Genomic DNA, 21,443 nt, shown 5'->3' with positions numbered 1-21,443 from the left:
GACGGGCCAACCTGACCTCCTGGACGCATATGAGTGAAAAAATAACGATCGGCATCCATTCCGCTTCTTGGACCGAGCATTCGCGACGCGTGCTGCAAGGGCTGCTCAACTACGTCGAAGAATATCCCAACATTCAAGTTCGCGACTTCCGCTTTTCCAGCAACGACCCCAACCTGATCGGCAATCCTCCGTGGACTGGCAAGGTCGATGGAGCCATTGTTTCTGCTGGCCGCAACGCTGGTATCACCACTTGGCTCAAACGCGGCAAAGTCCCGGTGGTGTTGGCCAGTGGCGACTTGATCGACTCCGGCTTCGTCTCGGTCTTCACCGATGTCCATTCGGTTGGGCGCCTGGCCGCGGCCCACTTAACGGAAGCGGGCTTCGAGCACATCGCGTTCGTGGGATATCAGAAGTCAGACGGATCGAAGCGACGTCGCGACGGGCTGGCCGACGAACTCACCAAGCGGGGCATCAAGCTTAAAGCCGTGGCGCTCAAGGAGATTCCGGTCGATACGGTCGAAGAAGACAAGGAGATTTCCGAGTCGACTGTCGAGAAGATCCAGCAGCTGCTGGAGAAGTCCCCCAAGCCCCTGGCGATTGTCGCTCTGAATGATGCCGTGGCCGAGTTTGTCGCCAAGATCGCCCTCGACATGGGACTCTCGATTCCCGATGAAGTCGGCGTGCTGGGGGTGGGAGACTCGGAACGGGCTCGGATGACCGATCCGCCCCTATCCAGCGTGCACACACCCGGCGTAGAAATTGGCTACCGCTGTGCGTCGCTGCTGCACTCGATGATCCTGGGGAACCCACCCAAGGAAACGGTCTTCGAGATCCCAGTCGAGCAGGTTTCTGTCCGGCGCTCGACCACCGGCTGGAAGCGGGCCGCCGTGACCGATATCGACCGGGCTGTGAGCTACATTCGCGAGCATGCCTGCGACGGTATTCGCCTGAAGGATGTTTCCAGCTACGTCCGAATTCCGATTCGCACGCTCGAGATCGAATTCAAAAAACAGATCGGACGCTCGATGGGGGAAGTCATCCGCGAGGTTCGCCTGGAACGGGTCAAACACTTGCTCGAATCGACCAATCTTTCGACGCAGCGAATCGCGGCGATGGTGGGCTACAGCCATTATTCGTATTTGAACAAGCTGCTGCGTGACGAATTGAACGTCACCCCCAGCCAATACCGCAAACAGCAGCGTCATTCGAAATCCGAGGGGGAATAGTCCGTCTCGGGATTCCCGCTGGTCGAATGTATTCCAGCCACAATCTCTCAGAATTGTGGCAACCCTCTCCGAAATGTGTCGTTAATCGGGAAGACGCCAGGCTCTGCGCGGCGTCTGTCGCTTTTCTTACGCACAAATCTTATCGGGGAGGGAACAGCAATGCCGGCCTGGACCGTAAAAAATGCGTGGACTGCCAACACCATTCAAACCTACCGCAATTACGCGGGCACCAATGGCCCCCACCGGGCAGGCAACCTGCGTTCGACCTGCGAAGATCTTTCGATTCGCATGGTGGTCGACTTTGCCGAGCAGCACGGGCTACCGGTCTTCTTCGGCAATAACTCCAATCCGCAGGGCCTCGATCCGGCCAAGTACAACTCGAAAGCGGCCTACCTGGATGCGGTGCTTCCATCGACCGGGGCCAGCGATCTTCTGACCTACAATACCGTCGTGATGGTGAAAGGAGCCCAGAAGGGTAACGCCAACGTGAGCCTTCCTTTGGCCAAGCCAGGGGACCTGATCATCTTGTACGCCGGAGGCGGCCACGTCCAAGTGGTGACCTCGGTCAGCCCCGGCAAGGTGAATATCGTGCAGGGAAACTTTCGCCCTAGTTCGGAACGCTGTAACGTCTTGAAACGCAAATGGTACGGCTTAGACCAAAACGATCCTTCCTCAAGCTGCTACATCGGAGCGATCGTGGCCCAGGTTTCATACGTCCGATCTGGTACGCCGCCGAAATGGCTCTTTGGTGGCAACCGCGACGTATTCTCGGACGAGGGACGGCTGTGTATCTGGGACTTCAACAGTTGGAATAACTTCGTCCCCAACTTCAACCCAGCCAAGGCCACCACCCCTTAGCCGCTGCACTGCTGCATTGGGTTAAGCCAGCACGCCGAGCCCTGCCCGGCGTCCTGGTTCGTAGTGCCTACAACTCGGGAACGGCGAAATCGATGACCGTGTTCGCGTGCTTGATTTCGGCCAGAGTCGGATACTCTTTGAAGAGGTTCGTTTCCTCCATCACCGTCTTGCCATCTTCGTTGACGACCTCGAGAGGAATCCCGTCGAAGCCGCAGATCGAGACCTTGACCGGCCCGGCACAAATGCCTTCTGCGGTGCAAAACTCGCCATCTTTGATCGGCGCGTAGCCACCGGGGCCGTAGCCTCCCTTTTCGACATCGGGCTGAAACTTAACCAGCCCCGACGGTACCGGCTTTCCGTCGTAAGTTACCGTTCCGGATACTTGATACCGCGGTTCAAAGCTTGCTCGGGTACAGCCGGAAATCGACATGGCCCCGCCCGCGACCAAAAGAATTACGCACGAAATAACACATTGACTGCGGCATTTCCCTCTGCAGTTAACCATAGCGCATACTCCTAGAATATCGCCTGCTGCGTCTGCCCCGTCGCATTAGAAAAGAAGATGAATAGAGTGCTCCTCGCTGATAATACTCATCGCGAAGATGATAGGTTTATATCAAGTTGCTTCCACATTGAAAAAGGGATGCAACATTTTCCGAATAACATTCTTCACTTGCGGGGCACCACCGAGCGTTCACATCATTTTACGAAGCAATTCATGTCAAAATTGCGATCAAAGCGGCGTGTAATGATGCGGCGATCACCCCAACTTCGTTTGGCAAAGCTTTTCTGAATTTCAGCGTTTTGGTGTCCCATTTGCTCTTCCGCTAAGGGACAATCAATGGCAGGCACCTGGACTGCCAGCGGGGAATATTGGGGATGCAGAAATGCTCAGGAGATTGAAGCATGCGATGGCGAGGACGACGCGGCAGCGAGAACGTTGAGGATCGGCGATCTTCCCGAGGACCGGCAATGGCCGGCGGCGGAAGTATCTTAGGAATTCTGCTCATCATGCTGCTGGTATGGTTGCTCGGGGGCGATCCCCTGGCGATCTTGCGTGGGCTGCCGGCTCCGCAGCCAGGGGGCGGTGGTGGTGGTGCTCCGGCGGCCGTCAATCCCCAAGATGACGAGCGAGCCGAGTTCGTCTCAGTCGTGCTGGCCGACACCGAGGATGTCTGGAGCCAGCAGTTTCAAGAGGTTGGCAAGCGGTACGAAGACCCCACGCTGGTCATGTTTCGCGGTACCGTTCAGTCGGCGTGTGGCTTTCAGCAAGCCGCCACCGGCCCCTTCTACTGCCCCTTGGATCAGAAGGTATACATCGACCTCAGCTTCTTCGACGAGATGAACGACAGCCTCGGTGCCGGTGGCGACTTCGCCCAGGCCTATGTCATCGCCCACGAAGTGGGCCACCACGTGCAGAACCTGTTGGGCATCAGCGAGGAAGTCCATCGCCGGCGAACGCGGGTCAGCGAGGAAAAAGCCAACGAGCTTTCCGTGCGGCAGGAACTTCAGGCTGACTTCCTGGCCGGCGTCTGGGCCCATCATGCCCAGCAAAACTGGAACATCCTGGAAGAAGGAGACATCGAAGAAGCCTTGAACGCGGCGACCGCCATCGGCGACGATCGCCTGCAAAAACAATCACGCGGGTTCGTCGTGCCCGAGTCCTTCACCCACGGTACGTCCAAGCAGCGGGCCAAGTGGTTCTACAAAGGTCTTCAGACCGGCGACATGGATCAGGGAGATACCTTCAGCCTCCCCTACAACCAGCTTTAGCACGCACGGCCTGCTTGTGTTACCATAGAGATTCACCCCGTTTTGCTCGACACCTACCACCGAACGACATCATGATGACTCGCCTGAACTTGCTTCTCACGCTTTTACTTCTCGCGGTGCCTACACTGCTGCATGCCCAAGATGCGGCCTCGAAGTTGGAAACCGATATTCCCTATCGCACCGAAGCAGGGCTCGACGATTACGCCCAAAAACAGTGCCGACTCGATGTGCACACTCCAGCGAAAAAAGGGTTTGCCACCGTCGTCTGGTTTCATGGTGGCGGCCTGGAAGCTGGCGACAAGAAGATCCCCAAGTACTTGCTCGATAACGGCTACGCGGTCGTCTCGGCTAACTATCGCCACAGCCCCCAGGTGAAAGCTCCCGTCTATTTGGAAGATGCCGCCGCGGCCGTGGCCTGGACCTTCGCCAACATCGAGAAGTACGGCGGCGACCCGAGCAAGATCTTCATCAGCGGCCACTCGGCAGGTGGCTACCTGACCAGCATGCTCGTGCTCGATAAGCGTTGGCTCAAGCCGCACGGAATCGATCCCAGCGACCTGGCCGGTGCCATCCCGCACAGCGGTCAAACGCTGACGCACTTCACCATCCGCAAAGAACGCGGCATCGGCCGCGAGACAGGCGTCGCCGACGACCTGGCACCACTGTATCACGTTCGCGCGGATACGCCGCCGCTGCTCTTGACCACCGGCGATCGCAACCTGGAATTCCCTTTCCGCTACGAAGAGAACGCCCTGCTCTTCAAGATGCTGGAAGCAGCCAAGCACCCCGACGTGCAGCTGTACGAACTGCAAGGCTTCACCCACGGCAACATGGTCGAGCCCGGCGTGCTGCTGATGACCCAGTTCATCAACAAGCACTCGAAGAACGACTAAGATCCCACCTTCTCGATCCACAGGACCATGCCAACGTTTCCCTTACCTGAAGAGGATTGGTTCCCTTGCGGCGGGGGTGACTTGTCTTGATTAATGAATCGTAAAAAGACGATTGGCTTGTCGACTCCGCCAGGAGCGCGACCATCCCAATCGATGTCAGAAGTTGTGCCCCACGAGAGAGAGACGTAAAACCTTTCTTGTTCGGCCGTCAGCATATGTTCGTCGGCATACAATCTTGTATTGATCTTTTCGGTCGTTGTTTGACCACGATTAATCGTAACCCGCTGCCCACCGTGCGCATTTTCCCATAGTACGTCGAGTTTGGCGGATCCATGTTGGCCGCCGTCTTCATCGATCCTTAGTGAGACACTCGACGTTCCGCCAGGAATTGGAACGGCCAGATCTGGTTCCCCTTCGGGAATTCCCTCACGGGGAATATCATTGAACTTGGCCCTTACCTCGAAAAGCCCATCTGGGGGAACATAGATTCGCCAATCCCATAACAAAGGTTCTCGATTGGGAATCATTTTTACGAATACTTGCTCCCGGTCATAGACGCGGAGTTTCTCAAGTTGCTCTCGATAAAACGCAGCCTCTTCCTGAGCTGCTGCCAGCGATTGGCTTGACTTCTGCGACGCCCGAATCAAATGGATCTGGGACGAAGCCATCCCAATGACCGTCATCAACAGGATGATCGTCCACAGCGAAAAGCGAAACGGCTTCTGCGGATCGTCCGTGCGTAATGCGTTTTCCAAAGCACTGCTCTCCTTCCCGGAAAAGTCAGGGGGCAAACCGTTGGCGGCGAAGGCCTGCTGGCGACAAAAGCTGGCGGCGAGGGAGTTCATCGCCGCGTACAGAAATACCGCCACCACAACGACCAGCCCAAATATAATCAACACACTCACAAACGAGGTCCACGAAATGTGAATCAACGCCGTGAGCCAGGGGATCAACACGACCGGAACCACATACAGGATGCGCCGAAACCGGGCTCTGCCAGCGAGCCAGCGGTTGTCTTTCGACACGGCCAGCTTGATGATCACGCCTGCCAGGCACCACAGATATAACGCGGTCATCAACGTGGTCAGCGATGCCCACTGCCCCCAGCCCCACGTCCAGTAATCCATCGAGAGAAGTTCCGGCAGGTTGAACCGCACGCCCCCACGGATCGGCGTTTCAACGAACTGAATGACATACGGCAACTGCAAAAGGATCAGGCACAACGCCAACCTTCGCAGCAATTGCAGCATCGGCGAAAGCGGTGCCACCGGCCCGAGTGCCCTGTACATCCAAAACCAACCCAGTGCCGCCGGCAACAGGCTGAACTTGACCGAGTTCAGGCGAAAGTGAAGATCCAAGCCGATGAAAAACATCGGCCAGAACATTCCCTGGAATGCCTGACTCAGCTTCAGCCAGTCTTTATTGGGCGTAAAGCAAGGCGGATCAATGACAGTTGCCAATGGGTTCTTTCCAAGTGCGATGCGACGACAAGCAACTACTTCTTCTCTTCCGCGGAATGGATCAATTGCTGCCGGAAGAACTCGATCGCGCGCTGGCGAGGCTCCCCTTTGTAGAACTCCGCTCCGCCGTGGCCCCCTCCCTGGATGACGATCAGCTCCAGCGGGAGGCCCGCTTCGCCGTACACTTCTTGAATCCGCTGTGATTGATCGAGCAGAACCGTTTTGTCTTTATCGCCGTGGATGACCAGAAACGGAGGATCATCTTTCGTCACGTGATACGCGGCCGAGGCCTGTTTGGCGAGGTCGACCTTCTCGTTCGCACCACCACCCAGCAGTTTGTAAACGACCGAGCCTTTCTCGTTGGCGCGATGCGGCTGCGTCTTCGAGCGGAGGATGAAGTCGGTCGCTCCGTAGTAATCGACTACCGCGTCGACGCGCGACGAGTACTCGAGATTCCCACCAACGTCCCCTTCCAGTTCTTTCACATCGCCCGAGGTTCCCATCAGCGCGGCCAAATGACCACCGGCACTTGAGCCAGCGACGCCGATCTTGTCGGCCGAGTAACCATACTCCTTCGCATGTGCCCGCAGCCAACGCACGGCCCCTTTGCAATCTTGAATCTGGGCGGGGAAGGTGGCCTTGTCGGTCAAGCGATACGAGATACTGGCCACCGCGATGCCATGATCGTTCAGCCACGTGATCGGGCAACCATCTTTACTGCCAGCATGCCAGCCGCCTCCATGGATGTACACCACCAGTGGTGCGTCCTTCTGCTTCGGCAAATACAGGTCGAGCTTCAAGCTATGGCCGTCGACCTTGGCGAACTCGATATTCTTGATGCTCTTCTTTTCCTGCTCGGCCTGTAGCAGGGAAGTCGTCAGCAGCAAACAAGCGGCAACACAAGCCGCGAACGTACGGCAGGCACAAATCATGGCAGGTTCCTGAAACGGCAAATCGAAATGCACGGGGGCGAGGGATGGGAAAAGTCTGCTGCCGATCTTAAAGAGACTTTCTGCCAATTTCTACCCAATGCGGCGGAACAAATCTCTCGCGTCCCGGTTTCATAACCGATATACTGCTAAACCAGTAGAAGTCAATCTACGGGAGATTTACCTATGACGCGCAAATATCACCTGGTAATCATCATGTTCCTTGCAACCGTACTTGGGGCCGGGCCGATGCTCGCGCAGCTGGCCCCGCGGATGCGGCGGCACCTGGTGAATCAAGCCCAGGCGCTGCGGCTGATACCGGCCGACAGCCAGCCCCCAGGCGAGAACCAGGTCTCGATTGAAGTGGTCGGCGATCAGCGAATCATTCGCTCGAACGGCATTCCCGATCACCGCACCGGCGCGTTCCCCAACCACGGCAATCCCAACGGAATTTCGCAGCAAAAGTATGTCTTTCGTGTGCCTGCCGAGCCGAAGCCTGCCAGTCGGATTACACCGCTGCGGATGCAAGACTTCGGCATCGGCGTCAACGGAGTTCCCTTCGATCCCGGGGCTGCCGAATGGTACAACGGCGACCCGCGCGGCGGCTGGCAGTACGAAGCGTTATCAGGTGCGGTGCCCCTGGGAATCGATGCGAACCATGCTCACGTGCAGCCGACCGGTGCCTATCACTACCACGGCCTGCCGAGCGATCTGCTGAAGAGCTTGCACGTGCAACCGGGGAAGCACTCGCCGATCGTCGGCTGGGCGGCCGATGGTTTTCCGATTTATGCGCTGTATGGCTACCAGGACCCGAACAATCCGCAAAGCGAAATTGTCCAGCTCGAAAGCTCGTATCGCTTGAAGCAGGGACGTCGCCCCAGTACCGATAACCAACCCGGCGGGCGTTACGACGGCACTTTCATTCAAGACTATGAATATGTCCCCGGGCATGGCAACCTCGACGAGTGCAACGGACGCTACGGCGTGACTCCTGAGTATCCCCAAGGAACGTATGCCTATTACCTGACCAATCATTGGCCGGTGATTCCCCGCAACTATCGCGGGACCCCGTCTGATGACTTTCGTCGCGGGCCAGGCTTTGGCCCCCCAGGTGGTCGACCGGGCTTGGGTCCGCCACCGCGGCGTTAAGTAACCCGTAGAAGGAACCGTTCGTGTCGTCCCCCACCAACGTCTTATTTGTTTGCTCGAAGAACCTTTGGCGAAGTCCAACGGCAGAGCGGGTCTATTGCAATGACCCGCGACTCGCGGTTCGCTCGCGCGGCCTTAGCCCCAAGGCCGCGCGGCGGATCTCGCCAAACGATTTGCACTGGGCAGACGTGGTCTTCGTCATGGAATACGAACAACTGGCCAAGCTGCGTTCGCTCTACCGAAGTGCCCTCGGCAAGCGTCCGGTGCATGTGCTGGAGATCCCCGACAAGTACCAATTCATGGACCCCCGGCTGATCGAGCTGATCCAGGAACGAGTTGAACCCTTCTTGAACGAGTGCTCAGCCCAGTAGTTTTTAGCGAGCCAGCGTCCTCTTGTCGAACTCAAAAAGGCGAGGCCCAGAAAAAAAATTCCGGGCCTCGCTCGTTTCTTGAAATTCAATCGCGAACGCAATCGAACTAGGTCTTCACCACGTAGGTCTTGCTGAGCGAATCGTGCCAGCCGCGGCCTGTTTGGCCGAGGAACGAGAAGACCTCGAACGGGATGTAGCGGGCAAACGAGCGTCCCACAACCTGACCGAACGAAGCATCGCCCCCTTCGGCGTTAACCACTTTCGTTCCAGTGATCAGCTTGCCGACCGTGCGTCCCAAGGCCGCTTCCATAATAATGTAGTAGGCGAGCGTGATCGGAATGTGTACGAAGTTAATCACGAGGTTGACCCATAACGGCACCCCCTCGAAATTTCCTTGCGAGTCGACTTCGTAGCCGGATGAAATCAGCATCACCCCCATCACCATTCCAATTCCAAAGGTGACAATGTTGAGGATAACGTTGTCGATGAAGAAATTGGCGAACCGCAATCCCTTGCGAGCCGGAACAGGTGCCCCTTCGTTCATCTTCGGCAGAGCCGGTGCTTCGACCATGGGAGACGAAAATGGATTGTCTTGAAGTTGACTCATTTCAACGACCTTCGAGAAGATGGAATATGGGGCTCTTATAAGGGGGGTAAGTGCTCAAAAAATATCGGATCGATCCCCAGGTGTCAATTATTTACAGTCGATCACATGAATGATTCTCAAACTTCGCCCCAAACCATGACAAACTTTCACCAATCGCTCGAAAAAGAGGGCTACGCGATGGTGCCAGGCATCTTCGCCGCTGGCGAAATGCAAGAGCTCGGCACGCGGCTGATCTCGGCCCTGGAAGCCCACCCCGGACCGGCCGTTTTAAGGAGCCGCGGACGTATTTATGGTTCGCGCAATTTGCTGGCCGCGGCTCGTTGGTTGATCGATCTGCCCCGCGTGCCGCAGCTCGCCAGCGTGCTGCGCGAAACGCTGGGACCGAATGTCGGCCTGGTGCGAGGGCTGTTCTTCGACAAGCCGCCGGAACGTAGCTGGTCCTTGCCATGGCATCGCGACCGCACGATCGCCGTGAAGGACAATCAGCTGCGAAGCGAGCAGTTCCACAACCCCACGCAGAAAGCTGGCATCGCCCACCTGGAAGCTTCCGATCAGTTACTGGCCAACATGCTGACCCTGCGGATTCACCTCGACGCGATGACCGCTGAGAACGGCCCCTTGTCGGTCATCCCCGGCTCGCACCTGTTAGACACGGCGAAGGAAGAACCGCCGATCGTCCTGAGCGCCCAGGCCGGCGACGTCCTCGCCATGCGTCCGCTCCTTTCGCACGCCAGTAGCATGTCGAAAGAAGGAGTCACCGCCCATCGCCGAATCGTCCACCTCGAATTCGCCCCGTCCCCCATGCTGCCCGATGGAGTGCGGTGGCATGATTTTATACGACTTGAACTCGATTAGGATGCGTGCGGATTGTTGGACTGATCTAAGCGGTTGAAGCTCGGTATGTCTTAGCCTCGAAGAGGCGACATGGAATAGCCAGGGGCGTGAGCCCCTGGAACGATGTCTTCAATCAGTCGTTAGCCCTGAAAGGGCGACATAGCGGATGTGTTGCGTTTTGCTATGCCGCCCCGTTGGGGCTTGGCTTCATTTCAATTCGCTACCAGGGGCTCACGCCCCTGGCTATTTCATGTCGCCCCCTTGGTGCTTCGGATGACTATTCGGCCTTGCGGGGCGAAGCTTCTTCGAACGGCTCTAACCAGAAGACAATCCCTTCGCTGGGTTGCGTGGTGTCGACTCTTTGATTGGGCTTCGTGCCGACGTACCTGCGATACCAGATGAGTCCGAATTTATCGGTTCCGCTGATGGTCTGCTGATGTTTGGTAACGGGTAAAACGCCTGAGGTGTGCGTGGCTCCTTGCTGCGTAACCCAGGCCATTTGCTCGTCGGGGATCTTCGATCTTGAATCACTGACCATTCCATCGACTTCGGTGCGAATCGTCTGCATCCACTCGCCATTAGCACTGCGTGACACATAGCAAGTGAGCTCTCGTTCGCCGGGGTGGAGCCACATCAACCGGGAGGTTTCCGGAAAATCGCCCTGAGGAAGTTCCCCGACGACCGACTTCAGTGCCTGCGTCTTTCCCTGGGGTATAAAGATCCGCCACTTCCACGTTAATTCTTGGTGGGTCTCCAACGCTATGATGTGGACGTTCTCTTGATCAGATGTATCGAGAAAACGCAACTCTCTCCGCAGCATCGCGATTTCCATCTGCTGCACGCGGGTGGTCTGCTGAGCATGATACAGGTGCCACGACGTAAAAAGATTCGAGGCTACCAAGGCCAGAACAATCAAGCCAACGAACATCGTCCCTAACGAAAATCGCAGTCGAGACTTCTTCTGTGGTGGTGCCTCGGCTGCGTGCTGGTGAGCTTCCATGATCTTCTTTTACAGGAGAGGTGGTCGTCGATTAATTCACGACCTTACCATCCTTCACCTCGAGCTTGAAGAGCCGGGCCGCGTTTTGCCACATGATCAATTCTAAACTCTTCTCCGGCAGGCCCAGACCGCGGATGAATTTCAGGTAGCTCTTCATCCCGCAGATGGGCCAGTCGGTGCCGTACAGCAGGTACTTTGGTTCGCCAGCGTAGAGGATCATCTCGCGAATCTCTTGCAGCATGAACTGTTCGAAGCGGTCTTCGAAGTCCCCGAGCACCAGCCCGCTGATATCGGCGTGGGCGTTTTCGTTTTTGTAAACGACTTCCATGCAGTCGCGAATCCATGGATTGCCGACGTGGCAAATGACGATCTTCAAATCAGGAAAGTCGACCGCGACGTCATCGATATGCAGCGGATGCGAGAACCGCACTTTGCCGGTCGGGCTGTACGTATCACCGCTATGGATCATCACCGGCACGTCGAACTCGATCGCCAGGTCGTAGATGACCTGCAAACGTTTATCGTGCGGGTAGAAGGGTTCGTACCCGGGGTACAGCTTCAACCCTTTTACCAAACCATCGGCCAGGAAGTCGGCCATTTCGCGCAGGTCGCGTTCCTTGTAATGCAAATAGCTGATGCCGGCGACGACGGCGATGTTGTCGAGATCACGCGTGGCCTGTACGACGTCGCGCGTGGCCGGCCGGTGAGGCGTGATCTTGTACGAACTGAGCACCAACGCATAGTCGACACGATTGTCCGACATGTCCTTCTGCAGATGATCCAGGCACTCGGTGATCGAGCGAACTCGCTCTTCGTGATAGTTATTCAGATGCGTATGGCAATCGATGATCATCGGCTTCTCTCCTGCGTGGTGGTTCTTGTAGCGTAAAGCTTGCCACGAAGGAGAGCAAATCTTGTTCCGACGATCTCGCTACCGATTACGACGCCGCTGGAGCTGTCTTGCCGTCGACCGTGTTCGACATTTTCGCGTCGCGATACTTCTTCAGTTCAAACGCCAACGTGGCGACGGCTGCCAGAATCACGGCCGCGTCGTCGGTCAGACCGACCAGCGGTAATAGATCCGGAATACCATCCAGCGGCGAGATCAAATAAAGCACCGCTCCCATTGCGATCGCTTTCGATGTCCAACTGGCGTTGGGATCGGTGATCATCTTCCAGAGGGTCAAAACGTCGTGCCAGATTTTTTTGATGGGACCACGATTCATGTCGATCAGGTTCTCGCGAATCTTCTGCACATCTTCCGGCGACGCCTTCTGAGCGTACTCGTGCAGGCGATCGTAGGCTTCGGTTTTACTCATTCAGGGGATACCTCCAATTTCCAAGGAATCGTATCCACGATCAGGCAAATGTCCAGGCAATTGCCCAGCGGAAAAGCCCCGCGCAGACGGTTTCCTAACAGGTAATTCGCCGACGATGATTGAATCTTGGACAAAATTTCCTCAAATTTCCCGCCGCGAGCAGCCCCACTTCCGACATCCGTAGATCGAGCCGCAGAGGTAAATTATCATACGTGAACCCTACTCCCCTGCCCCGAACCACTCCTTGTTTCAGGCATCCGCCATGCACTTCTCGCGACTTATCCTTGGTATTGTTCTGCTGGCTGCCACCACGGTTCTGGCCGACGAACGTCCCAACATCATTCTGATCATGGCCGACGACCTGGGCGTCGAAGGGCTTGGCTGTTACGGCGGCACCAGTTATGCCACCCCCAATCTCGATCGCCTGGCCGGTGAAGGCCAGCTGTTCACGCATGCCTATGCCCAGCCGCTGTGCACCAATACCCGCGTGCAACTGATGACCGGCAAGTACAACAACCGCAACTGGAAGTACTTCGGCATTCTCGATCCACGCGAACGCACGATCGGCCACTTCATGCAGCAGGCCGGTTATCAAACGTGCATGGCCGGCAAGTGGCAACTGCAAAGCTACGACCCGCCAGACTACCCCGGTGCCCAGATGCGACGCGATACAGGCATGAAGGTCGAAGACGCTGGCTTCGATACGTACAACATGTATCACAGCGGCCACACCGAACTGAAGGGTTCGCGCTACGCCAACCCCACGCTCAACATCAACGGCACCCTGCACGAAGCGATCGACGGCAAGTACGGCCCCGACCTGTGGGTCCACTTCATTAACGACTTTGTTCGCGAGGCCAGCCAGAAGGACAAACCTTTCTTCGTCTACTACCCGATGGCTTTGCCCCACTGGCCGATGGTGCCAACGCCTGATAGTAAGGAGTGGAGCGACCCCAGTCGCCGCCTGGAAGAGGATACCCGCTACTTTCCCGATATGGTGGCCTACGTCGACAAGTGCGTCGGGCAGATCGTCGCCAATGTCGATGCGTTGGGCCTGAAGGATAACACGCTCATTCTCTTCTACAGCGATAACGGTACGAACACGAAGATCACTTCGCAAACCGAAAACGGACCCGTCGTCGGCGGCAAAGGACTGACGACCGATGCCGGCACGCACGTTCCGCTGATTGTGCGGTGGCCAGGTCATATTGCCCCAGGCAAAAGCGACAGCCTGGTCGACTCGACCGACTTCCTGCCGACCCTGTTGGATGCTGCCCAGCGGAAGCAGCTTACCCCTGGCGGCATCGACGGCATCAGCTTCTATTCGCAACTGATCGGTCAGGCAGCGGATGCTCGGCCATGGGTTTTCTGTCACTACGATCCACGACCTGGCTGGGACAAGGATCAATTCGCCCACGTGCGATTTGCCCGCGACAAACGCTATAAGTTGTACGACGACGGCAAGCTGTTCGACGTCCCAGCCGATCCGCTGGAACGTAGCCCGCTTGATCCGGCACACGAACCAGCCGCTGCTACGGCTGCTCGCCAAGAGCTGGGAACCGTGCTCGCTCAGATGAGCAACCCCGAGCCAGCCCCGCGTGATCCGCTGCACTTCACGGCGACCAGGCAAACCGAGTTCGTCCCGGCCGGTAGCAAACTGGAAGTGGTTTACCAAGGAGGAACATTCACCGAAGGTCCGACCGTGGCGGCGGACGGAGCGATTCTGTTTAGCGACGTGCGGGAAAGCAAGACACTGCGATACGATCCGAAGACCGGAAAGACGACCATCTTCCGAGCCGATTCGAATAACTCCAACGGCATGATGCACGATGCCCAGGGACGCCTGCTTTCGTGCGAAGGAGCCGGCGGAGGCCCGCGTCGCGTTTCGATTCGTTCGCTCGATGGGGAAGTCACCACGGTGGTCGACAACTGGCAAGGGAAGCATTTCCACAGCCCCAACGACGTGGCGATCGCCCCTAATAGCACCGTCTACTTCACCGATCCGCGTTACGGCGGGAACTCGCCGAAGGAGATCTACTTTGAAGGCGTTTATCTCGTCCGCGATGGCAAAGCGATCGTTGCCAGCGACAAGGTCGAGCGTCCCAACGGCATCTTGATCTCGCAGGATGGCAGCACGGCGTACGTGGCCGATAACAACAACGAGTTTGGCGGGGCCCGCTCGCTGCTGAAGTTTGTGATTGAAAAGGATGGCACCTTCGGCCAGTCGACCAGGCTGTTCGACTTCGGCATGGGACGCCGCGGCATCGACGGCATGGCGATGGATACCGTGGGGAACATCTACGCCACCGCCGGTAGTGGCATCGACGCTGGCGTCTATATCTTCAGCCCAACCGGCGAGCAGTTGGCCAAGATCCGCGTGCCTGACCTGCCGACGAACTGCATCTTCGGCGGACCGAGCGAGCCAGGTGCGTTGTACATCACCGCCCAGACCGAGCCAGACGCGCAAGGCAAAACAAGCTTCGGCCTGTTCCGTATTCAACTGGCGACGAAGGGTTATCAAATCTTTCCACCGGCGGCGGCAAAGGAGTGATCGACGCGGCTTCTTTCAGGAGTACGGCTCATGAGCTATTGCCACATGTTTTACGCGGTCGATCTGGATCAGCTGCGGCGGATTGCCGGATCGCAGGATCGGGAGTTGTACGACCGCATTGCGGCGGAGTGCGACTCGTTGGACGGAGCGGAAAAAAGTGCGCTGAAGCGGATTATCCAAGGCCGCTGCGAGCACAAAGAAGGGGACGAGTACCTGTATGGGTACGCGCTGAAAGCCTTGTGCGAGCACATCGGCGAGATGATCGGTGACGACGTGGCTGCCATTCGCGATCATCCTTACCAATCAAAATTGATTGCCAACGGCCCGCCGATCGACATTCCTTACACGACCGACGACTTCCCCGAAATCGGCTACCTCGCGCCGGACCAGTTGCAACAGGAATACGACCTGGCGACCAAGACCAGGCCCAAAGCGAAGTGGACGCTTGTGGGCTTCATGCTGCGTAAACTCAGCGGAGGGGTCATCGGTCGTGAACCCAACGCTGAAGAGATCGCCGAAGACATGCAGGCCTACGCCGAGACGCTGAAGGAGTGCCTGGACAAGCAGCGAGGGCTCGTTTCCTTTCGGCATTGATGCCGCTGCGGAAGCGAGCGCGCACACATCCTGTCCCCTCGCCCCTGCGCACAAGAGGGTTAGGTTGAGGGGTTTCTGCGCGAGATGAATGCACATGGCAAACACACACCCAAGAAGACTTGAGGGTGGCACCCGGAAGCTTTTTACTGATGTGCCGTAGGGTGTGAGTAGCGCAGCGAATCGCACCAAGCAGCGCCTTCACGCATACCAATCAAAATAGAGACCGCATTCGGTGCGAAACGAGAGCATCGCGTTCGTGAGAACGTAACATTCACGAACGCGTAACATTCACGAACGCGTAACATTCACGAACGCGTAACGCTCACGAACGCAATCTTCTGCCAGCCCCAACGGGGCGACCGTTAATAGCCAGGGGCGGAAGCCCCTGGTACCCGTGTCACAAACCATGAGTCCTAAGCCCCAAGGGGGCGGCCGAGTGCGCGCAGCATTTCGGCCGCCCATTCAGGGCTTAAGATGTCTTTAATTCGATCACTTTCCAGGGGTTTCCACCCCTGGCTATGAACGGTCGCTCCTTTGGATCTGACGAGTCAGGGTGGTCCGCGCTCGCTGGCTTCGGATGATATTCCCGACAACACCCCGGGGGCCACGCCCAAGTCCGCTTGGGCGTACTCTTCGATGGGTTGAACGGATGGTTTGCGCGGGTCTGCTGTGGTGGCTCCACTCGCACGCCCACGCGGACGTGGGCATGGCACCCGGATGGTTGATTCGGTTTTGCGTCGTTCGGTTTTCAGTAGCTTCTTCAGCCGTTTGAGTTCGCTCTCTTGGCGGTCGATCACCTTCAGGTGATACGTGATCCACTTGAAGGCCTGGTCGAGATGTTTGCCGGTGGGGACGGGGATTCCGTCGACTGCTTTGCCGGCCCATGTGGGAAGTGTCGGCTTCTGGGGACGTTGGGGTTGCGGCGGTCGTTTGGGCCGTTGTTGGGTCGCCGCAGGCGGCGCTGGGGTTCGTACGGGGAAGCTGAAGTCAGGCATCACGCGGACGCATCCTTGGGAGGACGCTTCGCCGGTGGCACCATCTTCGGCAGAGGGTTGCTTGGGCAACTGCTGTTCCGCCCAGCCCAGCTTCCCGACGACGTCGGCCGGGATTTCGACGAGTGTTCCGCACGACGAACACAAATAAACCTTCCCCGCGCGCACGAAGGCCTGCGGAAGGTTCTCTGGCGAGAACGTTCCGTCGGGATTCGGTTGTGCGCTGGGTGAAGACATTGGGGGAATACTCGTGATGGTGTGCGTTTCAGGGAAGCGTCCCTGCGTGAGATTTAGTTATAGATGAACACGTGAACACATGTCCAGTATTTTTCTGAAAAAGTTTTTCCGGAGCGTGTGGCACTGCCTAGATGAAGACACAAACAAACACTTCGAGTTCTTTCTCGATGGCCGTCTTACAGAGTCCTTGCAGTCGCTCGGCGGATGATTTGGTTAACAGGTCACGAGCGTACTGCGAATCGGTACCGCTGAATTCTGTACTTGCCTGAATCCATCGTTCGAGCAAGGCATCGGTTACCGTTAGCTCGGCAATGGCTTGGGTGGCCGAACTTGTATAGGTCAGGATGAACGGACCCTCTGCTTCGTCTATGGCCATGAATAGCTCGGATGCGCCCACTTCTTCGACCAGGTCGAAATCATCTCCGCTGGCACAGGCAGCCAGAAAGGAGAAGTCATCTTGGTTAAGATTCTTAAGTTTCACGATGGCAGGCATCGCCGCTTCGATGTTTTCCTGGCGTTCCTCATCCATGGTGCTGATCGCCTCGGCCAGTTCTTGTATTTGAGCCTGCGTACATGCGTAGTAGTCGAAAAGTTGCGACATCGCGGTTCCAATTGATGACAAGTAATGTTCCGTGTCGCGGGTCAAATCCCTGTCCCCGCTTCGCGAGTTACCATTTTCGGTCGAGGAGCCAATTGATAAGTAGGCCAATCGGAATCATCAACGCGAATAGAAGTATGAATCCAAAGAAGAATGCGGCGGGAATCGCAATGAAGATTGGGACCCCTTGCGATTTCATCCATAGCGTTAAGGATATCCAAATCGCCAAGTGGGCAACGTACCCGAATAGTTCTACTGGTTCGATCCTCATCTCAGATCCCGCATCACAAAAAAAGCTACCGAGCAAACTGCTCGGTAGCTTTTGTAATGTACACCGTTTCTGGTCGTCAGGCGATTAATATGCTCGTGGCGTGACGCGGCCTTGGACTCGGCTGGGCAGGCCTTGGATACGCAGGAAACCTTCGGCGTCGTCTTGGTTGTAGCTGCCGCCACCTTCCATGGTGGCGATGCCTTCGTCGTAGAGGCTGAATTCGCTGGAGCGGCTGGCGACGATAACGTTGCCTTTGTAGAGCTGCAGCGTTACTTCGCCGGTGCACTTCTGCATGGCGTTGTGGATGAAGGCCAGCATCGCGTCCATCTTGGCGTTGTACCAGAAGCCGTTGTAAACGTCTTCGGCGACGATCGGCTTCAGCTGGTCACGCAGGTGGATCAGGTCGCGGTCCAAGGTCAGCTGCTCGACGTTCAGCAAGGCATCGTACAGGATGGTCATGCCTGGGGCTTCGTACACGCCGCGGCTCTTCATGCCGACGAAGCGGTTCTCGACCATGTCGATCCGGCCGATGCCGTTACGGCCGCCGATTTCGTTCAGCTTGGTGACCACTTCCAGCGCGGTGCACTTCTCGCCGTTGACGTGGGTGGGGACCCCCTTCTCGACCTTGATGGTGACGGTCTCGGGCTTGTCCGGTGCTTCTTGAGGGCTGACAGTCATGCCGAAGTCGACCAGCTCGACACCGTTGACGTTCAGGTCTTCCAGCTCGCCAGCTTCGTAGCTGATGTGCAGGCAGTTCTCGTCGCTGCTGTAGGGCTTGGCGGTCGAAGCTTTGACCGGGATGTTCTTTTCGTTGCAGTAGGCGATCAGTTCGGTGCGGCCTGGGAAGGCGTCGCGGAACTTCTTGATACGCCAAGGAGCGATGACCTGCACGGTTGGGTCAAGGGCTTCGGCGGCCAGCTGGAAGCGGCACTGGTCGTTGCCTTTGCCGGTCGCACCGTGCGCGTAGGCGTCGGCACCGACTTCCTTGGCGACTTGCAGGCAGAGCTTCGAGATCAGCGGGCGAGCGATCGAGGTACCCAGCAGGTAGATCGATTCGTACTTGGCTTGCCACTGCAGAACGGGGAAAGCGAAGTCGCGGCACATTTCTTCACGGCCGTCGACGATGCGAGACGATACAGCGCCGCAGTCCTTGGCTTTCTGCAGAATGGCCTGACGGTCCTCGCAGGGCTGCCCCAAATCGACGTACACGGCATGCACATCGTAACCTTCGTCTTGCAGCCATCCCAAAATGACCGACGTATCGAGACCCCCAGAGTAAGCAAGAACACAGCTAGGCATTTTTGATGCTCGCAAGCGAATGGACCATGAAGTGAAGTAAAGAACGCCCCAACCTCAATTCTTGTCCCCTCGCCCCAGCAGGGAGAGAGTTACGGTGAGGGGGCGAACCAGGCATACGCTTTCCCCTAACCAAGTAGAGAAAGCCCCGGAACAAGAGGTTTATTTTCAGCTAGGGGGGCCGTGGTGACAAGGGGCCGTTTTGACGAGTTTTCACCTTGAAGAGTGCCCCCTATCTGGTATTTTTGGGCCAGCCTAGCCCCCGCTCCTCGTGCCGATATGACGACGAATGAACCAGAACCAGCCTGAGAGTCCGCAGACCGAGATCAACCCATGGGAAAGCACTGTGGTCGGCGAGACTTACGTCGATACCGGTCCTAACCCGCTGCAGCCGTCGGCCATGCTTTTGTGGACGTGCATCGTCTGTTCGATGGTGGTGAAGGGGTTTTTGATTTGGAAATCGATTGCGTCCGATCCGTTTTTCATGGTGAAGCTACTCAGCTACGGGCTGCCTGAACTGGCCATGGCCGCGCTGATGGGGCTGGGAATCGCCATGCTGGTGCATGTGATCTTTCGCCAGCGATTTGCCCAAATGATGCCGGGGCACTGGCGGTTGATCGTCTTCGGGTTGACACTGTCGCTGGAAACAGGCGTGGGGATCATCAACTCGGTGGCTGGCGGGTCGTGGGATTTAAGCACGGCCATTTCCATCCAAGCAATCACCTTAGGCGTGCTGACCATGGTTTTCTACGCGGCCGTTTTATGGACAACCAGCGAGGGGCCTAGGTGGAGGACTTACGCGGTTTTGAGTGTCCTGGCTTCGGCGTTCATGATTTCGAGAATCGTTACCCGCCTGATGGCGACAGCAGCGGATCAGGCATACGTCCACGAAACCATAGCCGGCCTGGGGATTGCGACGCTGCTGTTGCACTTTGCCCTGCTGGTTGTCCTGGTTGTGGGAGTGATTTTGGATTGGCAGCGAAAGATCCCTCGCGACATAAACCATTACCTGGGCGTTTACCTGGTGAGTATCGTGCCGTTCCTGGCCGGGTTCATCGATCGATTCGTCGAACGGCTGATGATCTACAACAGTATGTAAGAAGAATCGATGCGTGTGGCGCGCGATGCGAGGTTGCTATGGATCGGCTTGGGGATTGGCCTGTCTCAAGTCGTCGCGATTCCGCTGATCAACTTCGCCGTGCGATTGATGCCGCGGGGAGGCGCGTTTTAAAGCCTGACGCGTGTCAGGCTTTAGGTGGGTTCACCGCCGCTTCGGCCAGGTCGGCTTTCAGCCAGCGATACAGGCCCCAGATGCAGACCAGGATCACCGCGATGATGCCGAACATCCAGGCATAGTTCGCGAGCCACTGCGAGAAGCCAACGATGCCCAGCGTTGCCGTTCGCAGCAGGGGCTGTTCGTAGTACTTGCTGGCGAACTTTTGATCGAGGTCTTCGTCGGCGGCGGACCAGGCGATTTCGTCGGCCTCGATCTGGGCGAACTTCTTATCGGCCTGCTTCACGGCCACCGATAGATCTTTCTGTAGCTTCTGCAGCGTGGTGTTATGCTGAAGCTCCATCGCCTTTTCGGCTTTGGCGTAGTAAGCGGCCGCGGCCCCTTCCTGATCGCTGGCAAGGATCGTGGCGCGAAGGTAGGCCTGGGCAGCGAGCATGTTGGCATCGCGACCTTGGGTCATCAGCAGATCGCCGAGGGCTTCCAGCAGAATGGGCGAATCGTAATGACCAAACCGCATCATCCCCAGGATGCCCGTGATTGCCTTTTGGGTTTCCTCCGGCCGACTCGTGACAGACCAGTCGAGATGTTCCGCAAGAAACGTGGCGAAGTTCTGCTTGTCGTCGGTAGCCAGAGGAAGCCCTTGGTTGCCGGCGGCACGCTGCTGCAAGAGGTACTCGACCAACAGCTTCTGGTAGATCTCGCGGCCAAAGTGGGCGTCGGAATTGATCTCGATTGCCTTGTCGATGTGGACGAGCCCTTCTTCCAGATGGCCGGCATGAATGAGGAAGGTCCCCAGGTTCGCCTCCGACTCGTAGACCGACTCGCTGGAGAAGCGGCGGATCTTTTCGTAGATCGTTTCAATGGCTTTGTCCTGCTGGCCGAGCTTGTCGTAGGCGACGGCGATGTCGTCGTAGTCCATCGGAGTGCGTTCATCGACCGGCTTGGCCAGGCGGTTTTCGATTCGCCAGCGATAGTAGGCATCGCTATGCCGCACGAAATCACCCACGATCAATTCGTGGGTATCGGGAAAGCGGTAACGTTCCTGCTCGAGCGTATCGCTATCCCATAAACAAGCGCAGGTACAAGCAGGACAGAGAAGTGTCAGCAGAACGACTAAGAAAGCAGTGAGTCGCATAAATCACCTACGGCGCGAGGAGATGAGATGGGTCCAGCCTACCAGGGTGACGAAGATCAGGGGAAGAAAGATTTCGATTTGGGGAAAAGTTTCTGTTAGAGTGTTCGCTTTCTGAT

General features: G+C 57.1%; 22 protein-coding genes. 11 read left to right on the top strand and 11 right to left on the bottom strand.

Annotated elements, in window-relative coordinates:
• Positions 1-29 precede the first annotated feature (29 nt).
• Both C5Y96_RS05170 and C5Y96_RS05165 read left to right on the top strand, forming a co-directional pair.
• Positions 30-1,226: a substrate-binding domain-containing protein gene (locus tag C5Y96_RS05170; protein ID WP_105350570.1), complete on the top strand. Its 1,197-nt coding sequence runs from the start codon at positions 30-32 to the stop codon at positions 1,224-1,226.
• 159 nt (positions 1,227-1,385) lie between these two features.
• Positions 1,386-2,084 carry a CHAP domain-containing protein gene (locus C5Y96_RS05165; protein WP_105350568.1) on the top strand — a complete coding sequence of 233 codons (699 nt, stop codon included), beginning with the start codon at positions 1,386-1,388 and terminating at the stop codon, positions 2,082-2,084.
• Positions 2,085-2,151: 67 nt separating this feature from the next.
• Here the strand turns inward: C5Y96_RS05165 and C5Y96_RS05160 are convergent, their stop codons facing one another.
• Positions 2,152-2,514 carry a hypothetical protein gene (locus C5Y96_RS05160; protein WP_146115520.1) on the bottom strand — a complete coding sequence of 121 codons (363 nt, stop codon included), beginning with the start codon at positions 2,512-2,514 and terminating at the stop codon, positions 2,152-2,154.
• A 476-nt stretch (positions 2,515-2,990) separates the two neighbouring features.
• Here C5Y96_RS05160 and C5Y96_RS05155 point away from each other — a divergent pair, with 476 nt between their 5' ends.
• Positions 2,991-3,857, top strand: a complete 867-nt coding sequence (locus tag C5Y96_RS05155) for a neutral zinc metallopeptidase (protein WP_105350564.1) — start codon at positions 2,991-2,993, stop codon at positions 3,855-3,857.
• A 71-nt stretch (positions 3,858-3,928) separates the two neighbouring features.
• Entirely contained in the window at positions 3,929-4,750 is an 822-nt protein-coding gene (locus tag C5Y96_RS05150; RefSeq protein ID WP_199188630.1) for an alpha/beta hydrolase, read from the top strand.
• On the opposite strand, the gene C5Y96_RS05145 is transcribed toward C5Y96_RS05150, so the two are convergent.
• Positions 4,747-6,210, bottom strand: a complete 1,464-nt coding sequence (locus C5Y96_RS05145) for a hypothetical protein (RefSeq protein WP_105350562.1) — start codon at positions 6,208-6,210, stop codon at positions 4,747-4,749. The genes C5Y96_RS05150 and C5Y96_RS05145 overlap by 4 nt on opposite strands.
• A gap of 35 nt (positions 6,211-6,245) precedes the next feature.
• Positions 6,246-7,142: an alpha/beta hydrolase gene (locus C5Y96_RS05140; protein WP_105350560.1), complete on the bottom strand. Its 897-nt coding sequence runs from the start codon at positions 7,140-7,142 to the stop codon at positions 6,246-6,248.
• A 183-nt stretch (positions 7,143-7,325) separates the two neighbouring features.
• On the opposite strand from C5Y96_RS05140, the gene C5Y96_RS05135 reads away from it, so the two are divergent.
• Both C5Y96_RS05135 and C5Y96_RS05130 read left to right on the top strand, forming a co-directional pair.
• On the top strand, positions 7,326-8,288 hold the full coding sequence (locus C5Y96_RS05135) for a YHYH protein (RefSeq protein ID WP_105350558.1): 963 nt from the start codon (positions 7,326-7,328) through the stop codon (positions 8,286-8,288).
• A 23-nt stretch (positions 8,289-8,311) separates the two neighbouring features.
• Positions 8,312-8,659 (top strand): low molecular weight protein tyrosine phosphatase family protein, encoded by a 348-nt coding sequence (locus C5Y96_RS05130; RefSeq protein ID WP_105350556.1) that lies wholly within the window; start codon positions 8,312-8,314, stop codon positions 8,657-8,659.
• A gap of 106 nt (positions 8,660-8,765) precedes the next feature.
• On the opposite strand, the gene C5Y96_RS05125 is transcribed toward C5Y96_RS05130, so the two are convergent.
• Entirely contained in the window at positions 8,766-9,266 is a 501-nt protein-coding gene (locus C5Y96_RS05125; RefSeq protein WP_105350554.1) for an RDD family protein, read from the bottom strand.
• A 105-nt stretch (positions 9,267-9,371) separates the two neighbouring features.
• Here C5Y96_RS05125 and C5Y96_RS05120 point away from each other — a divergent pair, with 105 nt between their 5' ends.
• Positions 9,372-10,121, top strand: a complete 750-nt coding sequence (locus tag C5Y96_RS05120; protein ID WP_105350552.1) for a phytanoyl-CoA dioxygenase family protein — start codon at positions 9,372-9,374, stop codon at positions 10,119-10,121.
• A 256-nt stretch (positions 10,122-10,377) separates the two neighbouring features.
• On the opposite strand, the gene C5Y96_RS05115 is transcribed toward C5Y96_RS05120, so the two are convergent.
• The 3 genes from C5Y96_RS05115 to C5Y96_RS05105 all read right to left on the bottom strand — a co-directional run bounded on the left by C5Y96_RS05115 (position 10,378) and on the right by C5Y96_RS05105 (position 12,419).
• Complete coding sequence (locus C5Y96_RS05115) at positions 10,378-11,100, bottom strand: hypothetical protein (protein WP_105350550.1); 723 nt, start codon at positions 11,098-11,100, stop codon at positions 10,378-10,380.
• A gap of 31 nt (positions 11,101-11,131) precedes the next feature.
• A complete protein-coding gene (locus C5Y96_RS05110; protein WP_105350548.1) occupies positions 11,132-11,953 on the bottom strand; it encodes an amidohydrolase family protein in 822 nt (273 codons plus the stop codon).
• Between the two features lie 85 nt (positions 11,954-12,038).
• Complete coding sequence (locus tag C5Y96_RS05105) at positions 12,039-12,419, bottom strand: YkvA family protein (protein WP_105350545.1); 381 nt, start codon at positions 12,417-12,419, stop codon at positions 12,039-12,041.
• A gap of 244 nt (positions 12,420-12,663) precedes the next feature.
• Between C5Y96_RS05105 and C5Y96_RS05100 the strand changes: the two genes are divergently transcribed.
• Positions 12,664-14,970 carry a sulfatase-like hydrolase/transferase gene (locus C5Y96_RS05100; RefSeq protein ID WP_146115519.1) on the top strand — a complete coding sequence of 769 codons (2,307 nt, stop codon included), beginning with the start codon at positions 12,664-12,666 and terminating at the stop codon, positions 14,968-14,970.
• Positions 14,971-15,000: 30 nt separating this feature from the next.
• Positions 15,001-15,564, top strand: a complete 564-nt coding sequence (locus tag C5Y96_RS05095; protein ID WP_105350539.1) for a hypothetical protein — start codon at positions 15,001-15,003, stop codon at positions 15,562-15,564.
• Between the two features lie 548 nt (positions 15,565-16,112).
• On the opposite strand, the gene C5Y96_RS05090 is transcribed toward C5Y96_RS05095, so the two are convergent.
• From C5Y96_RS05090 to C5Y96_RS05075, 3 genes are all read right to left on the bottom strand, one after another.
• Positions 16,113-16,793 carry a hypothetical protein gene (locus C5Y96_RS05090; protein ID WP_105350537.1) on the bottom strand — a complete coding sequence of 227 codons (681 nt, stop codon included), beginning with the start codon at positions 16,791-16,793 and terminating at the stop codon, positions 16,113-16,115.
• 127 nt (positions 16,794-16,920) lie between these two features.
• Entirely contained in the window at positions 16,921-17,394 is a 474-nt protein-coding gene (locus C5Y96_RS05085) for a hypothetical protein (protein WP_105350534.1), read from the bottom strand.
• A 352-nt stretch (positions 17,395-17,746) separates the two neighbouring features.
• Positions 17,747-18,961 (bottom strand): argininosuccinate synthase, encoded by a 1,215-nt coding sequence (locus C5Y96_RS05075; RefSeq protein WP_105350529.1) that lies wholly within the window; start codon positions 18,959-18,961, stop codon positions 17,747-17,749.
• 286 nt (positions 18,962-19,247) lie between these two features.
• Here C5Y96_RS05075 and C5Y96_RS05070 point away from each other — a divergent pair, with 286 nt between their 5' ends.
• Entirely contained in the window at positions 19,248-20,057 is an 810-nt protein-coding gene (locus tag C5Y96_RS05070) for a hypothetical protein (RefSeq protein ID WP_105350527.1), read from the top strand.
• A gap of 9 nt (positions 20,058-20,066) precedes the next feature.
• Positions 20,067-20,189, top strand: a complete 123-nt coding sequence (locus C5Y96_RS27970) for a hypothetical protein (protein WP_261341380.1) — start codon at positions 20,067-20,069, stop codon at positions 20,187-20,189.
• Positions 20,190-20,202: 13 nt separating this feature from the next.
• Here C5Y96_RS27970 and C5Y96_RS05065 read toward each other — a convergent pair whose 3' ends face one another.
• A complete protein-coding gene (locus C5Y96_RS05065) occupies positions 20,203-21,327 on the bottom strand; it encodes a hypothetical protein (protein ID WP_146115518.1) in 1,125 nt (374 codons plus the stop codon).
• Between the last annotated feature and the right edge of the window lie 116 nt (positions 21,328-21,443).

Source organism: Blastopirellula marina, assembly GCF_002967715.1.
Lineage (GTDB): Bacteria > Planctomycetota > Planctomycetia > Pirellulales > Pirellulaceae > Bremerella > Bremerella marina_B.
Note: the sequence above shows the minus strand (reverse complement) of the source record. Positions and strands in the feature narration are given on the sequence as shown.

Excerpts from the sequence above, each read along its gene's own strand:
- C5Y96_RS05170 (WP_105350570.1), top strand. The coding sequence starts at position 30 with ATGAGTGAAAAAATAACGATCGGCATCCATTCCGCTTCTTGGACCGAG.
- C5Y96_RS05165 (WP_105350568.1), top strand. The coding sequence starts at position 1,386 with ATGCCGGCCTGGACCGTAAAAAATGCGTGGACTGCCAACACCATTCAA.
- C5Y96_RS05160 (WP_146115520.1), bottom strand. The coding sequence starts at position 2,514 with ATGTCGATTTCCGGCTGTACCCGAGCAAGCTTTGAACCGCGGTATCAA.
- C5Y96_RS05155 (WP_105350564.1), top strand. The coding sequence starts at position 2,991 with ATGCGATGGCGAGGACGACGCGGCAGCGAGAACGTTGAGGATCGGCGA.
- C5Y96_RS05150 (WP_199188630.1), top strand. The coding sequence starts at position 3,929 with ATGATGACTCGCCTGAACTTGCTTCTCACGCTTTTACTTCTCGCGGTG.
- C5Y96_RS05140 (WP_105350560.1), bottom strand. The coding sequence starts at position 7,142 with ATGATTTGTGCCTGCCGTACGTTCGCGGCTTGTGTTGCCGCTTGTTTG.
- C5Y96_RS05135 (WP_105350558.1), top strand. The coding sequence starts at position 7,326 with ATGACGCGCAAATATCACCTGGTAATCATCATGTTCCTTGCAACCGTA.
- C5Y96_RS05125 (WP_105350554.1), bottom strand. The coding sequence starts at position 9,266 with ATGAGTCAACTTCAAGACAATCCATTTTCGTCTCCCATGGTCGAAGCA.
- C5Y96_RS05120 (WP_105350552.1), top strand. The coding sequence starts at position 9,372 with ATGAATGATTCTCAAACTTCGCCCCAAACCATGACAAACTTTCACCAA.
- C5Y96_RS05115 (WP_105350550.1), bottom strand. The coding sequence starts at position 11,100 with ATGGAAGCTCACCAGCACGCAGCCGAGGCACCACCACAGAAGAAGTCT.
- C5Y96_RS05110 (WP_105350548.1), bottom strand. The coding sequence starts at position 11,953 with ATGATCATCGATTGCCATACGCATCTGAATAACTATCACGAAGAGCGA.
- C5Y96_RS05105 (WP_105350545.1), bottom strand. The coding sequence starts at position 12,419 with ATGAGTAAAACCGAAGCCTACGATCGCCTGCACGAGTACGCTCAGAAG.
- C5Y96_RS05095 (WP_105350539.1), top strand. The coding sequence starts at position 15,001 with ATGAGCTATTGCCACATGTTTTACGCGGTCGATCTGGATCAGCTGCGG.
- C5Y96_RS05090 (WP_105350537.1), bottom strand. The coding sequence starts at position 16,793 with ATGTCTTCACCCAGCGCACAACCGAATCCCGACGGAACGTTCTCGCCA.
- C5Y96_RS05085 (WP_105350534.1), bottom strand. The coding sequence starts at position 17,394 with ATGTCGCAACTTTTCGACTACTACGCATGTACGCAGGCTCAAATACAA.
- C5Y96_RS05075 (WP_105350529.1), bottom strand. The coding sequence starts at position 18,961 with ATGCCTAGCTGTGTTCTTGCTTACTCTGGGGGTCTCGATACGTCGGTC.
- C5Y96_RS05070 (WP_105350527.1), top strand. The coding sequence starts at position 19,248 with ATGAACCAGAACCAGCCTGAGAGTCCGCAGACCGAGATCAACCCATGG.
- C5Y96_RS27970 (WP_261341380.1), top strand. The coding sequence starts at position 20,067 with ATGCGTGTGGCGCGCGATGCGAGGTTGCTATGGATCGGCTTGGGGATT.
- C5Y96_RS05065 (WP_146115518.1), bottom strand. The coding sequence starts at position 21,327 with ATGCGACTCACTGCTTTCTTAGTCGTTCTGCTGACACTTCTCTGTCCT.